This is a genomic window from Paenibacillus sp. 22594, from assembly GCF_052044425.1.
Classification (GTDB): Bacteria; Bacillota; Bacilli; order Paenibacillales; family Paenibacillaceae; genus Paenibacillus_AQ.
In genome coordinates, this window is record NZ_JBQENA010000004.1 from 511,214 (window position 1) to 530,259 (window position 19,046).

Annotated in this window: 17 protein-coding genes; 1 reads left to right on the forward strand and 16 read right to left on the reverse strand. The window is 50.3% G+C overall.

Annotated features, from left to right (window positions below; all coding sequences use genetic code 11):
- Window positions 1-55: 55 nt before the first annotated feature.
- From ACTJKB_RS16450 to ACTJKB_RS16520, 15 genes are all read right to left on the reverse strand, one after another.
- On the reverse strand, window positions 56-1,195 hold the full coding sequence (locus ACTJKB_RS16450) for a glycosyltransferase family 4 protein (RefSeq protein WP_440835386.1): 1,140 nt from the start codon (window positions 1,193-1,195) through the stop codon (window positions 56-58).
- Window positions 1,189-2,382 carry a glycosyltransferase family 4 protein gene (locus ACTJKB_RS16455; protein ID WP_440835387.1) on the reverse strand — a complete coding sequence of 398 codons (1,194 nt, stop codon included), beginning with the start codon at window positions 2,380-2,382 and terminating at the stop codon, window positions 1,189-1,191. Before ACTJKB_RS16455 ends, ACTJKB_RS16450 begins: the two co-directional genes overlap by 7 nt.
- A complete protein-coding gene (locus ACTJKB_RS16460) occupies window positions 2,369-3,223 on the reverse strand; it encodes a glycosyltransferase family 2 protein (RefSeq protein ID WP_440835389.1) in 855 nt (284 codons plus the stop codon). Before ACTJKB_RS16460 ends, ACTJKB_RS16455 begins: the two co-directional genes overlap by 14 nt.
- Before the next feature lie 232 nt (window positions 3,224-3,455).
- The gene (locus tag ACTJKB_RS16465) at window positions 3,456-4,835 is read right to left on the reverse strand and encodes an oligosaccharide flippase family protein (protein ID WP_440835391.1); all 1,380 of its coding nucleotides are present in this window, start codon (window positions 4,833-4,835) and stop codon (window positions 3,456-3,458) included.
- On the reverse strand, window positions 4,801-6,246 hold the full coding sequence (locus ACTJKB_RS16470; RefSeq protein WP_440835622.1) for an O-antigen ligase family protein: 1,446 nt from the start codon (window positions 6,244-6,246) through the stop codon (window positions 4,801-4,803). Before ACTJKB_RS16470 ends, ACTJKB_RS16465 begins: the two co-directional genes overlap by 35 nt.
- A gap of 17 nt (window positions 6,247-6,263) precedes the next feature.
- Entirely contained in the window at window positions 6,264-7,037 is a 774-nt protein-coding gene (locus ACTJKB_RS16475) for a WecB/TagA/CpsF family glycosyltransferase (RefSeq protein ID WP_440835392.1), read from the reverse strand.
- Entirely contained in the window at window positions 7,034-8,380 is a 1,347-nt protein-coding gene (locus ACTJKB_RS16480) for an O-antigen ligase family protein (RefSeq protein WP_440835394.1), read from the reverse strand. Before ACTJKB_RS16480 ends, ACTJKB_RS16475 begins: the two co-directional genes overlap by 4 nt.
- A gap of 8 nt (window positions 8,381-8,388) precedes the next feature.
- The gene (locus ACTJKB_RS16485; protein ID WP_440835395.1) at window positions 8,389-9,330 is read right to left on the reverse strand and encodes a glycosyltransferase; all 942 of its coding nucleotides are present in this window, start codon (window positions 9,328-9,330) and stop codon (window positions 8,389-8,391) included.
- 19 nt (window positions 9,331-9,349) lie between these two features.
- Window positions 9,350-10,042 carry a sugar transferase gene (locus ACTJKB_RS16490; protein ID WP_074083044.1) on the reverse strand — a complete coding sequence of 231 codons (693 nt, stop codon included), beginning with the start codon at window positions 10,040-10,042 and terminating at the stop codon, window positions 9,350-9,352.
- A 53-nt stretch (window positions 10,043-10,095) separates the two neighbouring features.
- Entirely contained in the window at window positions 10,096-10,983 is an 888-nt protein-coding gene (gene galU, locus ACTJKB_RS16495) for a UTP--glucose-1-phosphate uridylyltransferase GalU (RefSeq protein WP_074083042.1), read from the reverse strand.
- 142 nt (window positions 10,984-11,125) lie between these two features.
- Window positions 11,126-11,767 (reverse strand): CpsD/CapB family tyrosine-protein kinase, encoded by a 642-nt coding sequence (locus ACTJKB_RS16500; protein WP_440835398.1) that lies wholly within the window; start codon window positions 11,765-11,767, stop codon window positions 11,126-11,128.
- Window positions 11,751-12,491 carry a YveK family protein gene (locus ACTJKB_RS16505; RefSeq protein ID WP_440835399.1) on the reverse strand — a complete coding sequence of 247 codons (741 nt, stop codon included), beginning with the start codon at window positions 12,489-12,491 and terminating at the stop codon, window positions 11,751-11,753. The genes ACTJKB_RS16500 and ACTJKB_RS16505 overlap by 17 nt, the downstream gene beginning before the upstream one ends.
- A 382-nt stretch (window positions 12,492-12,873) precedes the next feature.
- A complete protein-coding gene (locus tag ACTJKB_RS16510) occupies window positions 12,874-13,509 on the reverse strand; it encodes a response regulator (RefSeq protein ID WP_440835401.1) in 636 nt (211 codons plus the stop codon).
- Window positions 13,510-13,532: 23 nt separating this feature from the next.
- Window positions 13,533-14,978 carry a sensor histidine kinase gene (locus ACTJKB_RS16515; protein ID WP_440835403.1) on the reverse strand — a complete coding sequence of 482 codons (1,446 nt, stop codon included), beginning with the start codon at window positions 14,976-14,978 and terminating at the stop codon, window positions 13,533-13,535.
- 844 nt (window positions 14,979-15,822) lie between these two features.
- Window positions 15,823-16,677: a helix-turn-helix domain-containing protein gene (locus tag ACTJKB_RS16520; RefSeq protein ID WP_440835405.1), complete on the reverse strand. Its 855-nt coding sequence runs from the start codon at window positions 16,675-16,677 to the stop codon at window positions 15,823-15,825.
- Window positions 16,678-16,761: 84 nt separating this feature from the next.
- Here ACTJKB_RS16520 and ACTJKB_RS16525 point away from each other — a divergent pair, with 84 nt between their 5' ends.
- Window positions 16,762-18,693, forward strand: coding sequence for a beta-N-acetylhexosaminidase (locus ACTJKB_RS16525; RefSeq protein WP_440835406.1), 1,932 nt, complete (start codon window positions 16,762-16,764; stop codon window positions 18,691-18,693).
- Here ACTJKB_RS16525 and ACTJKB_RS16530 read toward each other — a convergent pair.
- Window positions 18,688-18,993 (reverse strand): hypothetical protein, encoded by a 306-nt coding sequence (locus ACTJKB_RS16530; protein ID WP_440835408.1) that lies wholly within the window; start codon window positions 18,991-18,993, stop codon window positions 18,688-18,690. The two genes, ACTJKB_RS16525 and ACTJKB_RS16530, sit on opposite strands and share 6 nt — an antisense overlap.
- Between the last annotated feature and the right edge of the window lie 53 nt (window positions 18,994-19,046).

Consider the following 19,046-nt stretch of genomic DNA (forward strand, 5'->3'; position numbering starts at 1 on the left):
AACGCATGGATGTATTAGTTCCTGATCGAGCTACAAGCTCTTGTCTTACATAAGGTCAGGTCGCCGCCAGCAAACCTTTGTAGTAATTGACGATATCCTTGACCGTATTTTCGATGACAAAATGCTCTTTCACCCGTTTCATTCCACTATCCGCCATCCGTCTTCGCTCTTCGGGATGGTTCAGCATCCAGGTGATGGAGTCTGCAAGTACGACTGGGTCTCCAGGCTGGATCAGCATTCCCGTTACACCGGGAACCACAATCTCTACCGGTCCGCCTTCATTGGAGGCAATTACCGGAAGTCCAGCGGCCATGCCCTCGACAATCACCTGGCCAAACGGTTCAGGCGTAATCGAGGTGTGGATCAGCAAATCGGCTTTGTTCATTAGGCCTTGTATATCTTCCACATGACCCAGCAGGCTGACATTGGTCAGTTGATCCTGCTGCATCTTCTGAATTAACTCATTTTTGTATTCTTCTTCACCGAACAGGGCATCCCCGGCCAGCCAGAATTTCACCCGGCTATCGTTCTTAAAAGCCTTAGCCGCTTCCAGGACGATATGCTGGCCTTTCCAGTTCGCGAGCCGGCCTACCAGCAGAACGTTGAAATCCTTCTGGTCCCGTTTGCCGATGCCTTCGCCAATCGCTTTGGCAAACGCAGAGTAGACAACCAGTGTCTTCTTCGTACGGGGCAGCTCCAGCGCATTCAACGTGGAATGTGAATTCGCAATGACACCGTTCGGCAGCAGGCGTGACATCAGCCGGATCGCCTTGGCGACAACCGGCTTGAGGTAAGGGGCGCCGATGTGATCCCGGATATGCCAGATCAGCGGCACGCCGGCTTTTTTGGCGGCAACGGCTCCGTAGAATGCCGATTTCAGGGAATTGGTATGCACACAATCCACTTTCTCCTGCTTGAGGATAGGAGCCAGCTTGCGTCCATAGGACAGTAGTCCAAGCGCAGCAGCAGGCGCACCGAGATTGACGGCATTCCGTCCGCGGTTGCGGATGCTTTCATCCATCGGGATGACGCGTACATCAATGCCTTTCTCCCGGAGACGTTCGGCAAGTGTTCCTTCCTCAGCAAGGATCACGAGCGGTTCAATCTCTTCACCGATATTGGTGAGAATGTTGAACAGGGCTACCTCTCCGCCGCTCCATTTGGCGGTGTGATCGATATAAGCGACTTTTAGCATCCTGCAGCCACACCCTTTCCCAAAGTTTCGAGGAATACGGATTCTACTTGGTCGCCTACATGCTGCCAGGTATATTTCTCGAGCACATGGTTTCTGCATTCGTCACGCCCAGGCAGCAGCTTACGGTTGCTCAGCATGTGAATCATACCTTCCGCCATATCATCGCTGGATGATCCCTTGAACAGCAGCTCCGGCCGGAAGCCCTGCAGAATTTCTTTATTGCCGCCTACAGGAGTCGCCATCACGGGAAGTCCGGAGGACAATGCCTCGACAGTGATAAGTCCGAACCCTTCCAGTGCCTGGGATGGAACCACGAACATGTCCGCTGCCTGATAATAGGAGGCCAGCTCATGATCGGGAATATAACCCAGCAGCCTTACTTTATTACCGAGTCCGTAGTCTGCAATTTTCCCTTCCAGCTCTCCACGCAGAGGGCCTTTGCCCCCAATCAGCAGAATCGCGTTCGGGAAACGCTCGGCGACCTGCTTCCAAGCCTCCAGCAGCTGCAAAAGCCCCATCCGGTTCATCAGGCGTCTCACCGTAAGAACAGTGGTTGCTCCCTCCGGAAGATTCAGCGTCCGCCGGATCGCCAGCCGGTTGGTAGCGGGGATGAAGCGGTCCACATTAGCCGCACCAGGGATAACCGTGATCTTATGCAGCGGCACCCCGTGCAGGCTGTGCAGCATGTCGCGGAAGTATTCGCTGAGTACGATGAATCTGTCTGCAAGCTTGTAGGCTTTATGTTCAATCGATTTGGCAATGGTTGTTTTGACCCGGTGTTTGATCCCTTGACCTTCGATCTTCATCTCTTCATTCCATGGACCATGGAAGGTCATCACCACGGGAATGCCGCGTTTCTTGGCTTCAAGCGCCGGGCCTATTCCGTAAGGTGCAAAGTGGGAATAGAGAATATCTATACGTCCGCTTCCATTCCCCATCAGATCCGCTGCCTTGCGCTGGAACGCATCCTTGCGCTTCCAAATCGTTTGCTTGGGGTCGCCGGCGTTGTGGATAATCAGCTCTTTGGCGGTGGCAGGCGTCTCCTGACTGCAGATCAGCGCGTGCACCTTGTTGCGTGAAGAGAGCTGCTCACAGACGGATTTGAAATACGTATTGAGTCCGCCTGGCTGTAAAGAGGGCCAGCTAAGGCCGGTAGTCATAATGTTCAATCCGTCACTGTACGGCATAGCTTCTCTCCCCTTTTTCCTCTTTTTCCGCCTGACCCAGTGCATTATGCCGGGCCAGCTTGCCGGAGCTGTTCAGTTCGTAATGCTTGAAGCCGACCATGAATTCATACATCACCCAGAATATGGATACCGCAAACCCTGAAATCCCTTTTTTGTACAGACCATGCAGGAAATATTTCTGTAAAAAGCGAGCCGGCGGACGAATCAGCAAGCGGCTGATCTTAAAGGGCTTGCCGCTGGCAAAAGCCGTTTGTGCTTCCAGATCGGTATATTTGTTAAAGCGGGCGACATGGTCATTGATGCTGCGGAAGCCCTGATGCCAGAGTATTCCGTTCAACTTGACCGTCTTTTCCTCTGGTACCTCAGGTATTTCATGCACCAGACTGTTGCGGATGGCGTACGCCTTGCGGTTATAGAGACGCACCAGGTATTCACCCTTATCCAGCCACTTGCCCAGAAAATCACCGATCCGGTATAGCGAGAAGGCAACTTCCCTGTCCGTAAGTCCCGGCTTGCGGTCCAGAATGTCCTGCGCCAGCTCATCGCTGACCACTTCGTCGGTATCAATCAGGAAGACCCAATCATGGACGGCGCGTTCCACTCCGAATTCCCTTTGTTTCGCGTATCCGGGCCATGGGTTAACGAACACCCGGCAGTCCAAGCTTTCGGCGAGTTGCACCGTCCCGTCTTTGCTCCCTCCGTCGATTACAACCACCTCATCGGCGAATAGTCGGCAGGACTGAATTGCTTTGGATATTCGAACTTCGTCATCCTGAGCAATGATGACAGCCGAAATCGGGTAACTGCCCGGGCCGCCAAGCACGCTTTTCACTGAATCCATGAAGGTATCCTCCTTTTCAGTCCGGTGTTTGTCGTCAATTCGAGAAATGTTTGGGCTTCCGATCGCTGTTGTCTTCTGATTTCTTTATTTAAGACCGCAGCTGCGGTTGAAATCAGAAGACAAAGGCGAACGCTACGCTTCTACAGCTCCAAACTTTCTCTACTTTCCTCTCAACACCGTCCATTATTATTTAAGCAGAGAAGCGGCTCGCTTAGTGCCTCTGCTCGCTTGCTTAGGTATCCATAGGTTTTTTACGAATATAGGAATTCATCGTCGTCTTCATCCACTGAATGTCATCCCCGTTAATGATAAGGCGGGGCAGCTTGACCTTCAGGTTGTATCTGATATTCAGGATAATGAACAAGAACCGCAGCACCGCCGATGACAGCATCGCCACCCCTGCCCCGAACAATCCGAACTTCGGCACCAGCAGGAACAGCAGCGGAATTACCAGGATCAGTCCGACCCCTTGCAGGATCGATACGAACTTCGGTTTGCCGAGTGCCATGAACACCTGGGCCAGTATCAATGTGCCTCCGCTGATCGTAACTTCCAGCAGCAGCAGGCGGAACACCGTCAGAGCTGTGTTGAAATCTTTGCCGTACAGCAGCGGAATCACGAATGGTGCAACCAGCATCAGGAACAGTGAGCCCAGCAGGGTGAACGTTGTGCTGATCCGAAAGGCTTTGAAGGTAAGGGAAATGGCCTCATCCTTAGACAGCTCGGAAGCTTTTGGAAAGAGCACCACGGTGATCGAATTCGAGAAGAAGTTGACCATCCGCGAGAGGCTTACCGCTACCGCATATAATCCCAGATCGGCTGGCCGTAGCAGCCCGGCGATAATGATCTGGTCGATATAGAAGGAAAACTGTCCGAGCAGATCATTTCCGTAGGAACCGAGTCCATAGGTGAACAGTCTTTTGAAATTCTTGTAAGCATCCTTCATCTTCACTCTGTAGGTACGGAGCAGGGTAACTGTCATCCAGATGAAGACCGGCACTGAAGGTACCAGATATGCGAGTGCAGTTGTAAAAGGATTCATCGAATGGGTGAGGATCAGAATTCCGATAGCTACCAGCGTCAGCAGCGGGAGCAGATACCGCAGCCAGTTGAAGGTCTTGTAATCGCCTCTGAACTGAAAAGCTGCATTGTTGATCTGTGAGACCACGATCAGCGGGCACAGGATCATTGACCATTGCGCAAACAGTACGACATTCGGGCTGAAGGATTTCAGCCAGTAGGGAAGGATCACAATCCCGACAATCATGGCTGCGGTCCCGAATGCCAGTGCGATTAGCAAGGCCACCCGATAGAGTACGCCTGCTTCATCCGGATTCTTTTTGGCGTTGTAGATCAGCGCCGAAGGAATCCCGAAGCTCATGCTGAACGCCAGAAATTGTGACCAGTTCACCATAGCTGTCTGTTCTCCGCGTCCTGTAGGACCCAGGTAGCGGGCGGTCAGCACACCGGTCAGCATATTCACCAGCAGGATCAGCACGCTGACGAACATGGTCTTCACAGCTGCGGAGCTGTTGTCCTTACTCTTGGTAAACCGCCGAAGCGAGGACCAGACCGTGCTAGTGGGAAGTGATTTCGCGTTCAATGGCTGCATGTGGTGTTCCCTTCTTTCTGCTATCAATAATCTCTTTGGCCCCAAGCCCTAATCCAATCAGCATCCAGATCAGGTAACCTTTGAGTCCGGGAAAACCGTTGTCCGATACCAGACTGACCACCGCTCCCATCCATGCTGCCAGTGATAACCGGGCATATGGCTGAAGACTGTCTCTGCTGGTCACTCTGACTATAATTTGTTTAATGACTGCGCCCAGGGCGCCAAAGAAAAACAATGCGCCCAGGACCCCGAAGGTAAGCAGTAAGGCGATCACACCGTTGTCCATATTTCCGTATTCGCCAAGTTCTCCACCGTTGCCGATCTTGGTACCCTGGCCTACACTGCCTATGCCTTGGCCGACCGGATTGGCCGCCACCATCGGAAGCATGTTCTGCCATAGACTCAGGCGTTCATTATAGGAGTGGTCTTCCTGCACAGAGGTCAGTGTCTCCATACGGGCGACCAGCCCTTCCGCGCCCGGAAGCTTAGGGACAATCCAGAACAGTGCGGCAGCGACGAAGACCAGTTGGAGCAGCGCCTTCCATTTGCCCTTTGACGGGGAGGAAGCGATGTATACCAGCAGCATGACCAGCATGACCAGCCAGGCTGAACGCACCAGCGTGGTCAGGAGGCAGACGACAACGAGCATAACGCCGATCCAGCGCAGGGTACCCTGCCATCTTTTCTCCAGAATCATCGGTACCAGGGCAAAGACCAGGAAGGTCGCTGCAGGTCCGGGTGAATTCAGCGTGGAGAAAACCCGGATTTCTAAAGGATACGGTGTGCCAATGGACATCATATCGGCATTCTTCATCCAGAAGGCATCCCAAGGGGGAACGGTCAAATACTGGACGATTCCGTAAATGGCTACGAGAACGGCGATATTGGCAAAAGCATAAAGCAACCGGTCAATGTCCTTCGGTCTAAAGCGGGTTACCGCGAAGAACGGAATCAGCAGCAAGGGTACGATATAATTTGCCAGATCGTACACTGAGCCTATGCCGTTCTTCGCCAGGCCAATCAGCGCTCCGTAAGCGAGTGCCACCGAGAACAACAGGATAATCCGGGTGGAAGATTTGCGGATGCGGTGAATCTCCCCCAGCACCGGAATTGCCAGGGTAGCACCCGTGAGCAGCGGCGCCAGACTGAGCAGTGATACAGAATGATAGACTCCTTCCGACCAATCAGCGATCCGCCGCAGCTCTGGAGCAACCGCCCAGACCAGCAAGGTATAGGCGATTAGCGCCTTCGGCTTCAGCAATGCCAGCAGGAAGGCCGGAAACAGGATTCCCGCCAGGATAATCCCCTGAAGACTATTGGAAGAGCTGAGCTTCGCACTGGCAAACCCGATCATCAGCGGAAGCCCAAGACATATACCGCAGATCAGCAGCAGCGTTCCTGCTGACTTCATGGACGGAAGACTTAAGTTCATTCCAGCCTGCCTCCCTTTGCTTTATCCCGTTTGCGCAGCTCTTTGAGCAGCAAAACCAGGAATTGAGCGTCATCGACAAGATATCTTTTCCAGAGCCTTCTCGGTTCCTGGCTGAGTCTCCAGAACCATTCGAGCCCTGTTCTCTGCATAAAATCCGGCGCCCGCTTCACCGATCCTGACAAAAAGTCAAAGGTGGCTCCCACGCCAATGGAGATCGGCGCCCCGTAAGAGTTGTAGTGCCGGTAAATCCACTTCTCCTGCTTCGGCGCTCCCACGCCTACGAACACAATATCCGGCTGACTCTCCGTCAGCATTTCGATAATACGCTGGTTCTCTTCATCGTTGTGCTCAAAGCCGTAGGAAGGAGAATAGCAGCCGACAATATTCATGCCGGGATAGGCCGCTTTAAGATTCTTGGTTGCCTGCTCCGGCACACCTTGTGCAGAGCCGAGGAAGAACAGCCGGTACTTCCTTTGCTCAAAGGCATTGCCTAGGCGGCTGAAAAGGTCTGCTCCCGATACCTTTTGCTTCAGCGGCTTACCAAGCATTTTTGAGGCCCAGATGAGCGGCATTCCGTCTGCCACTACAGCACCTGCTTCGGAATAGACGGTCTGGAACTCTTTGTCCTTGCGAAGCTTGATCACATGATCGACGTTGCAGGTCAGGATGTACGATTGTGACCGCTCCTGAATAGTCTTATCAATGTAATCAAGCAGGTCCATGAAATCATAGTTATCGAAATTGACATCGAACATGTTCACTTGGTTCATCGTATCACTTCTTTTTGTGGGGAATCGGTTGGCTGTGAAGATCGATACAGGCAGTTGAGGTACCAACAGAAAGGAATAATCGATTGGACCGTCGACAGCGTGTTGTCGGAAAACGAATAAATCATAAACCCTGCTATGAAGAACAGATAATATGGTTTGACTGGCTTTGCCAAAGCTCTGTACACCAGAGTAAACACAGCCAATAATGAAATGAGAAGCAGTATGGCTCCGATATACCCTCCATCAAAGTAAAAGCGGATATACTCGTTGTGGGGAACCACGAATCCTTTATACAGTGTTCCGTCGTTCGCCACCGTAACGGCTCCAAGTCCTCTGCCCGACCACGGAGAATCTGCCGCCTTGTTCAGGAAGTACTCCCAGGCTTCTGCGCGCCCCGATAAGTCAACCGTCGTCTCCGTCGTGCGTTCGAAGGAACGCTTCTTGATGTTGTCGAGTTGCAGATATACCGCCGAGAAGATCAGAATAACCGAGCACAGGAGCGGAATCAGAAATTGTGTTTTGCCCTTCAGGTACTGCCGCGAAATATCGTAGAAATAGTACAGAGCCATTAACACCAGTGCCAATATCGGTCCGCGTGTCCCGGTTCCAATGAGAATCAGGAAGTTCAGTGCCAGCATGGTATAGAAATAACGTGCATGCTGCGGACTGCGCTTGATCTCAATGAAGGCAATTCCCACACCCATGAAGGCCAGCATCGCCAGATGCGCCGGGATGTTCGCTCCCTGAACCCGTACAGCGCCGGTGAACTCCACATCGAGGAAAGAGTGAAGATGTACGACTTGCAGCACGATTCCGGCCAGCACACTCATTAGTGGAAGCGAAGCGAGAATACGGATTTGCCGTTCGGCTACTTCCTTCTTCCAGTTAATCAGGAGGAAGACAAAAGGAAGAGACAAACCGATAAATGCCTTGATTGCAATGGACCCGCTCATCTCAGGCAACCATATGGAGGTGCCAAAGGTGATGAAGAGCAGTCCCACCATCGCCCAAAGGGGCGGGCTCAGACGGAACTTCAATCCGTTCACAAGAATGCAAGGTACCAGCAGCATCAGGATCACCAGCTTGTAAAGCGAGAGAATCTCAACGCCGAACATGCTGCCGGGATACAGAAAGTTGATGGAGACCGCTGTCGTGAGCAGGACGAAATAGCTGATGAGTTCAGGACGAGAGATCGAGACAACCAGCAATATAATCAGGAGTACGGCTGCTATCGCTATTACTGGCTGATAGATGACCGCTGTTCCTAGGAACAGTGCGGACATGAGATAGAGCATTCCGTATGGTAAAACATTTATTTTGGAGCCCCACTCAAAATTCGTCATTGTCTCCCTCACCCCGCTGCAGATTCCCTCTTCCGGTTCCAGATCATATGAAGAGTTCCGCGAATACTCTCCAGCCGGCATTTGTTCAGGAGTTTTCTTCCCTGGCTTCTGGAGAGGATCGAATCGGCCATCACATAGATGACTTTGGCGGCCGTCTTACCCAGCAGGAGCAGATTATCCTTCACACCAGCGCTTTTCATCGCGTTGGATATGCCTTGACTGTAATATCTTTTCATAATCCAATCCTCCGTCAGCCGGTTGGCCGGTACGAAATGATCAACAGCCATCTGCGGATGATAGAGAATCGAATGTCCCTGACTTTCAATCTGATTGAACAGCCAGGTCTCTTCACCGGAGAGAAGTGAGTCTCCTTTTCTTCCGAGCTCCAGTGGAAACAGGCTGATATCAAAGGCCACCTTGCGCATCGCCATATTCGCGCCGCAGGGATGAAGCCGTTTCGGATATTCCTTAATGCGGTTGCCCAAATCGACGATGGTGTAAGGCAACTCGAACGGCTTGATCAGCCAATCCGGGCGCTTGCTTTCGAAGATCGGAGCAATCTTGCCGCCCATGGCCATGACCTCGGGCTTTTGATCAAACGTGTTTACAATTGTCGTTATCCAATCCCGGCAAGGAATCGCATCATCATCCAGAAAAGCGATGAGCGGCGATTTGGAAGCCAGAATTCCTGTATTCCGGGCCGCCGATAACCCTTGTACCGGCTCCAGAATGTAACGGATATCCATATCTGTACCTTCCGTATCCATAAACCGCTTGACCACTGCTGCCGTATCATCCTTGGAGCTGTTATCCACCAAAATGACTTCGGCCTGATCCAGATTCTCCAGCGGCAACAGCGACTGAAGCGTCTTAAGCAGCAAAGCTGCCCGGTTGTAGGTACAGATGATTATGGAAATCTTAGGAACGTCTCCGTATACAAGCATCGGCATTCACCCAATTTCCATTTTATTAATACGCATCTTTAGAGCCGAGCAGCATCAGGCCTGTCTTGAAGATGATTTTGAGATCCAGCATCGTGCTGCGGATATGAATGTAGGTCAGATCCAGCTGAACCATTTCATCAAATCCGACACTGTTTCTTGCATTTACCTGCCAATAGCCCGTGCAGCCTGGTGTAACCATTAACCGCTGCTTGTCATATTCCGTGTACTGGGCAACTTCCTCCACTAGCGGAGGACGGGGACCCACCAGACTCATATGACCCATCAGCACATTCCAGAGCTGAGGCAATTCATCAATGCTGGTCTTACGCAGGAATCTTCCTGTACGGGTGATGCGGGGATCATTTTTGATCTTGAACATCGCGCCGCTGACCTCGTTGTAGGCCAAAAGATTCGCTTTCAGCTCCTCGGCATTGGAGACCATGGATCTGAACTTATACATTGGAAACAGCTTCTCGTCCTTGCCAACCCGGTTCTGACGGAAGAACACCTTTCCTTTCGGATCTTCCAGCTTAATCAGGATTGCCACCACGATGAACAGCGGCAGCAGCACGAGAAGGCCAAGAGCGGAGAAAAAAATGTCGATAATCCGCTTCATCACCAGATAGGAATCCATTTCTTTACTTCCTTCTTTGGCATGTAGCATGTAAAGTTTCGGCAGGACGGCCTCATAGTCTTCCGGCAGTTTTTGCATGCTCATTTCTCCTCATTCCTCCTAAATGTTTGCTCTTTTCGAAAGTATAAACTTGGTTTTCAGCTATTCAGAGTTAATCCCTCTTTGCTGAGCCATTCTGCCATCGCATCCATCACCGGATACCGCAGATCTTCGCTTTGCAGTGCAAATTCAAGAGTAGTCAAAATATATCCCAGCCGTTCACCGACATCATATCTCGTACCATCAAAGTTATAAGCATATACCCGCTCGCTCTGATTCAGCTTCTGAATAGCATCCGTGAGCTGAATTTCACCGCCTGCGCCTTTTTCTTGAAGATCCAGGTATTTGAATATCTTTGGAGTGAACACGTACCGTCCCATGATCGCCAGGTTGGATGGCGCGGTGCCAATCGCCGGTTTTTCGACAAAATTATTAACCCGGTACAAACGTCCATCCTGCAAATCGGGTTCAATGATGCCGTAACGGTTGGTGAATTCATCAGGAATTTCCTGGACCCCGATGACTGAATTCTGCGTTTCCTCGTATTGGTCGATCAGCTGCTTCAGGCAGGGAACTTTGCCAGTTACGATGTCGTCACCCAGCATTACGCCAAAGGGCTCGTCTCCGATAAAGCGTCTAGCGCACCATACTGCATGACCCAGGCCTTTGGGTTCTTTTTGACGAATATAGTGAATTTCAACTTTCGATGAACGCTGAACCTCTTTCAGCAGCTCCAGCTTGCCGTCTTCCAGCAGTCTGGACTCCAGTTCAAAAGCGTTGTCGAAGTGATCCTCAATTGCGCGTTTCCCTTTACCTGTAACGATGATGATATCTTCGATGCCGGAAGCGATTGCTTCTTCCACAATGTACTGAATAGTGGGTTTGTTAATGATCGGCAGCATTTCCTTAGGCATTGCTTTCGTCGCAGGAAGGAAGCGCGTTCCTAGTCCTGCTGCAGGGATAATCACCTTTTTTACCTTCTTCATCGCACTTACCTCCTAAGAGTTTTGTAAGCATATGCCTCATCCGAATATTCCTCGTACAAAACTTGCTTCGGAAGCATACACCAGGTTTTGTAAGTATTGGCTCCACTCATTTTCTCTTTAGAACAAAACCCGCTTGGAAGTACTATCTGGTCTGATTCATAGCAATTCCGAGAATTTTCACGCCCGTCTGCTCCATCAGCCCCTTCAACTTTTTGAGCGACTCGCGTTTGGTCTTGCCGTGTCTGGCAACGATAATCAGTCCATCAGACAGGGGAGCCAGGATGCGTGCATCGCTGTATTCAACCGCTTGTGGCGAATCAAGCAGCACCAGATCAAAGTTCGCCTTCAGTTCCTCCAGCAAGCCTGCCATTCTCTCACTGCCCAGCATGTCCGGTGGACTCACACTGGTAATTCCCGCCGGGATTACAGCCAGATTGGCCAGATTGCCGTAAACGGCAATATCCTTCGCTTCTTCCATGCCCCCGAGATATGCGGCAAGCCCTTGACTGCCTTCTACCTCAAACACATTGTGCAGCCCCGGATGTCTCAGGTTGCAGTCAACAACCGCCACCTTTTTCCCGTCCTGTACGAAGGAAACTGCAAGGTTCGACAATATCGTCGTCTTGCCTTCCCCGCCTTCAGCGGAAGTGAAGAGGAGCACCTGCCCTCCATTGCTCTTCAGCAGCCCGAGCTGCCTGATGTAGGTGCGCAGCGAGCGAAAGGATTCGGAGATATGCGAGGATGGATTGATGTCCGCAATCAGACTTTTATTCAGCCGTAACATAAGCACCCTCCCCTACTCTTGCTTTAGCATTTGCCGACTTCCCTAAGTCCCGTTTGCGTATCGTAGGAATGCTGGCGATAACCGGAAGTCCTAGATCGAACTCTGCTTCCTTCTCTGACCGGAGTGTACCGTTGAGAGTTTCCATCAGCAGAATAATTCCGATGGCTGCCATCAGCGAGACAACAAAACTGATGATAATGTTCATTGTCGATCCGCCGTTAACGGGTCCAGGAACATCAGTAGGGTCAGCCGGAGTCAGGAATGCCACATTGTCCAGATTCATCAACGCCGGCAAACTGCGGATAAATGTCTGCGAAACCGCGTTTACTATTGTAGCCGCTTTAGTATAGCTCTCATCCTGTACGCTCAGGTTGATCACCTGGCTCTTTTCCGAAGACTTAATCTGCAGCTTGCCAGCCAATTGCTGTTCTGTCAGATTGAACTCCGGATGTTCTGCTACTACGCTCTTCATAATCGTTGGCGACTTCATAATTTCCTTATAGCTCTCGATGAGGTTGAGACTGAAGTTCAGATTATTAAGATTGTTGCTCTCGGGGACATTCGCGGCGTTGTTGACGAGCAGCTGTCCGGAGGCTGAGTAGACAGGCACGACGAAGTTCTTGCTGACATAGAAGGTGGTGGCGCAGGAGATTAATACAAACAGTGTGATTAACCATAACCTCTTTTTAATCAGGTTAATGTAATCCAAAATCGTCTTTTCCACAGTAACCCTCCTTCCGCATTCGTTGCATTCTGAAAGCAATCATGAAAGTTTCAGATATCTTGCTTTTATTTTATCAATCCCTGGGAATCCCCACATGGGTCATACCATCACTTTAATCTTCACTTTCGTGTGAGGAGGTTTACTACAAAAGAGGGGCCACATGGTATACTTTAGTGCCATATGACTGGAAAAGCCTGACAAGCCGTGGCATTAATAGCTACGTCCGCAGGCATATGGGTATGTAACCTGCTGTTCAGATCATGTTCAGATGGCAATGCTAACGTCAGAGGAAATACAAATAGCGCGGAAAACCCTCCTGAAGGCAAAAAAAAACACAGACTATTACGTCCGTGTTCCATACATATTTTAAATTAAATGGAAGTTAATCGTATGACATTTCATACTTGGTGAGCCCCACCGCGTTCGCGTATAGTGCTGCCTGTGTCCGGTCGGCCACTTGAAGTTTCGCCAGAATCTGGCTAACATGCTTTTTCACCGTAAACTCACTGATGAACAGCCTTGAGGCAATTTCCCGGTTGCTTGCCCCCTGTCCAAGCTCAATGAGCACCTCTTTTTCCTTCGGAGTCAATTCGTCTGTTGGACTGTTGCCATTCATCCGCATCTTATCTTCCATCAGTCCAGGGTCATAATACTTTCGGCCTTTGTGAACCAGCTGAATGGCAAACAGCAGTTCCTCAGGCAACGCTTCTTTGAGCACATACCCGTCAACCAATACTTCCTCCGCCTTCAGGAAATCCTCCCGGCTCGCCGATGAGGTCAACAGGATGAACTTGCTGATCAGCCCACGTGAACGCGCTGCTTTGATGACATCCAGACCTGATTCATCGGCCAGCTTGAGATCAATAAGCACAAGATCAGGCTGCGTCTCTTCTATGATCAGAAGAGCTTCTTGGCCATTCGTTGCTTCGCCGGCGAAATGCAGATTCGACTGCATGGAAATGACCGCCGCGAGTCCTCTTCTAACCAATGGGTGATCATCAACAATGACGATTTTCACTAGAACGACCTCCTGCCTAAAGTTTATGCATTTTTCAGTTCAGCCACGCCGACAGGTATCGAAATTAAAATTCTGGTGCCTGCATTCTCACTGCTGGACAACTGGAAGTCACCGCCTAGGGACTGTGCCAGATATTGCATATTCTTCATGCCTAGTCCGCCGGTATTATCCTCGGATTCGGTCCAGAGCAGATCAGTATCGAAACCAACGCCATCGTCGCTTATCGAAAGTCTGATCCATTTCGGCTTAAGTGACAGTTCGACATCCACCCGGCTGGCAGCACCATGACGTATGGCATTGCCTGTCGCTTCGGATATAATCCGGAAGAGCGCCTTGTGGTAAGGATAAGGAAGACTGAAATCATCCCCCGTTATTTTTAACTCAATTTCCACATCATTCAGCCTGGATAAGCTTTTTAAATGTGATCTAACCATGCCCAGCCATGTAGGACCGCCGCTCTTTTTGGAGCTGAGGCTGTAAATCGTAATGCGCAGCTCCTTGGCAACCTTGGTAGCTGAATCATGGATCAGCTCAATTTGCTCCTCCAGCTCGGATTCGGACATCTTCCGCCAGGTCTGCTTCAGAGAATGAGTTGCATAGACAATGCCGAAAAGGCTCTGCGACACGCTGTCATGCATTTCATCGGCAATCCGGTTCTGCTCATTGGTGATGATCAGCCGGTTCTCAATAACGCCAAGCTCATGGCGCTCCAGAATAATGGCGCTCAGCTCTGAAAGAAACATTAGCTGCTGGATGTACCATCTGCGGCCTTCCAGCCCCTCCGATGCTTCCAGCTTGACACCAATCATACCCACAAAACGTGTACTCATTCTCACAGGCATGAGCAGAAAGTCTCCGAGTCCGGGTAGGCTTTTAAAAACAGGTTCGCGCTGCAATCTCCATTCATGCTCGTGCTTTTCCAGCTCTGCGAACAGGTACCATTCCTCCTCCTGCTGCCAGCCGGTCTGGCGGCTCTCAGGGGCAGGCTCTCCACTCTTCTTTGCGAACCAGAACAATGCTTTGTCCAGCTTAGTAAGCTTCACCACATAATCCGTAATGACTTGCCCGATGTTCATAAAATCATGCTGACTTGAAGTCTCTACAATGTGATAGAGCGATTTAATATGCTCCATGGTTTCGTTCGTCCGTGCGTTTGCCGCTTCCCGCTGCCGCTTGATCCGATTTACCATTTGCATAATTATAACCGTAAGTACCAGGACTAGAAACAGGTTGCCGTTATCAAGCACTGCTTCTGCAAAAGTTTTACCGGATGAGTTCATAAAAAAGTAACAAAATACAGCAAATATGCCAAAATAACCAAACAAGAGGCTCCAGCTGAAGTAAAAGGATAGGGAACCTGCCGCGATGAGTACTGGATTAAGTACATATAGTTTAAACGGACTGTCATACCCGCCAGTACACAACGTCAATACAATGATTCCAGCGATCTCAATGCTCACTGCAAGCATAAGAACACGCGGCCATTTACGCAACCTCCGGTAATAAACAGTGAATACTTGGGCAAATAAAAATAACAGCATGATTAATAGGGATTTATAAAAGACGGAAGGCCCCGTATGATCCAGGAGGTACATCAATGATGTGAGGGACAAAGAAATGTTTCTGTAAAGTGTAATCATTCTGTCTTCCGCGGTTGCTTTAATTTTCATCCCACCACCCTATTCTCCATTTTTTGGAAAATGCGAGCTTTTTCTAAGCTTTGTTTAAAAGCATCATACATGAGAAAAATCACAATAACAAGTTCCCGTTTTTAGTGATAACGTTTACATTTAATGATTTTTGCATAAAATAGGGCTTTTTTTTTCAAAGGATTATCAATTCCAATCCATCTTTTCTAATGATAGCGAATTCATGAATATGTAATATATTCCAGGCTGCTTGCAGCCGAACTAAAAACAGCCTATCCCTAAAAATGGGACAGGCTGCTTCGGCAGCTAAAATCTATGGTTGTTGTAATCTTTCCAGTCTTTCGAAGTCTACTCGGCCACCGCTGGCAAAGCTTTGGGCAACTTGGATGAATTACAAATGCAAATCTGATAGCGTTGTTCGCCAACGATATGATAACCAGTGGATAAAATACGTACGCTGTGGTTTGGTATTTCCACCTTATGGAGACTGCGGCAACTGATGCAGTAAAATTCCCTCATGGCTTCATCTCCGGCATAGTCTATAAGAACTATCGTGATTCTGCAAATATTGCCTAAATAATAACATTTTGATTTTGCCGCTGTCAATGAAAAAACCGCAAATTCCGACATATCTAAGTCAATTGAAGTAGAAATTTGTCAGTAATTATAAGCTTTTGCGGCAGTTGAGCGGGGACATGCCCATATATTTCTTGAATAACCTTGAAAAGTAAAAGCAATCGGCGTAATGCAGCATTCCGGCTATCGCTTTTACCTGGAGGGAGGTATTAAGCAGCAGATGTTTCGCTTCCGCCATCTTGAGCCGGTGGATATACTCATGCAAAGGGTATCCGCTGCTGCGCCGCACAAGGCGGCGAAGGGTTGACATGGAAATATGATGTCTGGCCGCAATGTCCGAAAGATCCGGCTTTCCGTAGATGCAGGAGTTCAACGCTTCGCGGATTTGGGGCATAATGTCGGCTTCCCGTGTCCAGGAAAACCCTTGAGTGATTAGGGAGCATTCCAGCAATATACCCTCCAGCATAGCTGCCGCCCTGTCGGCATCTGCAGGTACACCGCCTTCCATCAGTCCAAGCACCTGCTCGAATAAGGAACTGAGCCCCTGAAATGCAGCAGCCTCGAATACCGTCCCCCCCTCAATAAGTCCCGCTTCCAGCCATTCGGTCACACGGGTGCCCGTAAAATTAACATAGTATTCATCCCAGCTTCCTCCCTGCGGAGGTCCGAAGCTGTAACTGCAGCCCGGACGGAAAAAAAATAGGCTGCCGGCACGCACCTGCTGTACCTTTTCGCCGTTCTCCCTATAAGTACCGTTCCCGGATAAAATATATACAAGTGCCCAATGTTCGAATACAACGTTTGTACGATACAATATTCTTCCCGGAAGATGACCCGCTTGACCTATCTGAATCGCCTTTAGCCTGAGCCTGGAAGACTCTACTTTGGGATCAATAATCCTTATGGGGTATGGACTGATCATATAATCCATGACCTCGGACATCATGTGCATTCCTCCCTCTATCCAGGAGTGATATGGTTAATCTGAAGATGATCATATTCTACATGAACAAGAGGTGTCCACGCTATGTCTGATAATCATCCATTACAGCTGTTTCCGAAGCCACAGGTGCTGGTCTGGTCCGAAGGCCGGTTCCAGCATCCCTCTGCAGGAAGCATAGTTCTTACGGGAGAAGCAGAGGGTTCCGTTCTTCCTGCCGCGCGCAGGCTTCAACTCATCCTGTCGCAGGTCCTGCAGCTCAGCCTTTCCTTGTCTGTAGGCACTCGTTCAGCCACCCGTTCCGTCTATCACTTTAGTTATAGTCCCCTGCTGCCTGCACAGGGCTATGAAATCCGCGTCGATGCGAGCGGAATTGCCGTCATGTACAGTTCTCCCGAAGGAGCTTATTATGCTACCGCCACCCTAAAACAAATTTTGCAGCAATTCGGCAGAAGCATCCCGTTTCTGCAAATCAGCGATCAGCCGGATTTTGCCGCCAGAGGACTAATGATCGATATCAGCCGCAACAAAATCCCGAGGCTTGAGACCCTTTACCACATTATTGATTTCATGGCAGATCTGAAGTTGAATCAGCTGCAGTTATATATAGAAGGTTCTCCATTCGCCTACGAGTCCTTTCCACAAGTTTGGGAGCTGGAAACCCCTATCACCGGCGAGGAAATTCTGCTGCTGGATGCCTATTGCAAGGAGCGATATATCGAGCTGGTTCCGAATCAAAACAGCTTCGGACATATGGAGGGCTGGCTGACCCGTCCAGAGTTTAATAGCCTGGCTGAAATTCCGGAAGGATTCATGCTCCCAGAGAATATGTACGACAGTGAAATGTACCCGGAGGGACTGTTCATGCACCCCGGTACCTTCCATACTGAAGATCCTGAAGTCCTCGAGCTGTTAGGCACCATGTATGATGACCTCCTACCGTATTTCACATCGAAGCAGTTCAATGTAGGCTGCGATGAGACGTATGAGCTGGGTCTTGGCAAAAGCAAAGCGTCGGCCGAGGCCGAAGGCAAAGGCCAGCTGTATTTGTCTTTCCTGCAGAAAATTCATAAGCTTGTCCTGGAGCGCGGCAAAACCATGCAGTTCTGGGGAGATATTATCATCCAGCACCCCGAGCTTATCCCCCAGCTGCCCAAAGATATCATTGCCATGGAATGGGGCTACAGCGCAGCCCATCCGTTTGAGGCAGATACGCTGAAATTCCGGGAAGCGGGGATTCCGTTCTATGTATGCCCCGGAACCAGCTCCTGGAATTCACTCACGGGCCGCAGCGATAACATGCTGGCCAATCTGCGCAGCGCTGCAGTGCATGGCAAAAATAATGGTGCCATCGGCTACCTGATTACCGACTGGGGTGATTTCGGACATTGGCAGCATCTGCCCATCAGCTATGCCGGATTCGCCTATGGTGCAGCAGTAGCCTGGAATGTGGAGAACAATCTTGAAGCAGATGTTGCCGCTTATCTAAATACAGCCGTCTTCCATGACCACTCGGGCAAAATTGGTCAGCTGCTGCTTGATCTGGGCAACTATTACAAGTATGAATCTGGGGTTGTCCGTCCCAATGATACGGAAATGTCCATGCTGATGCGTACCCCGCTGCATCAGGTGCAGCTTGTCACCAAGCTGACGGATGGACACTTCGATCAGTTAGAGCATTATATAGAAGGGATCGAAGCACAGCTTGAACAGCTGGAGCTGGGGTGCGGCGATGCCCGTCTTGTGCTGGAGGAGCTGCGGAATGGCATTCATTTTGTACAGCATGCAGTGCAACTGGCCCGGATTAAGAAGCATCTGGCACAGGATGCTAGCCCATTAGACCCGGCGCTGATCCACCGGCAGATCAAAGACCTCGACCTTCTGCTTCACCACTACCGCCAGCTATGGATTCAGCGTAACCGCCCCGGCGGTTTGGAGCAAAGTGTCTCGAAGCTGGTCCGGCTCCGTTCCGAGTACATCGGGCTGGCTGCTGAGCTGACTGGTTCGGCGGCGTTATAACTCCTCATCTAACCTGTAAGAACAAGTAACTGTAAGAACAAACCGTAAAAAGGCCGAAAGCTGCCCTGCCGCATGTATCACTGCGAACGGGCAGCTTTTTTTGGAAACAACGGCACTTTTGCCGTTGTTGCCGCCTTTTCCGGCCGAGGCCCGTTCAACAACGGCATTTCTGCCGTTGTTCGGGACCAACTCGGCCATTCCTGCTCCAACAACGGCACTTTTGCCGTTGTTTCCGCCTTTTCCGGCCGAGGCCCGTTCAACAACGGCATTTCTGCCGTTGTTCGGGACCAACTTGGCCATTCCTGCTCTAACAACGGCACTTTTGCCGTTGTTGCCGCCTTTTCCGGGCCAAA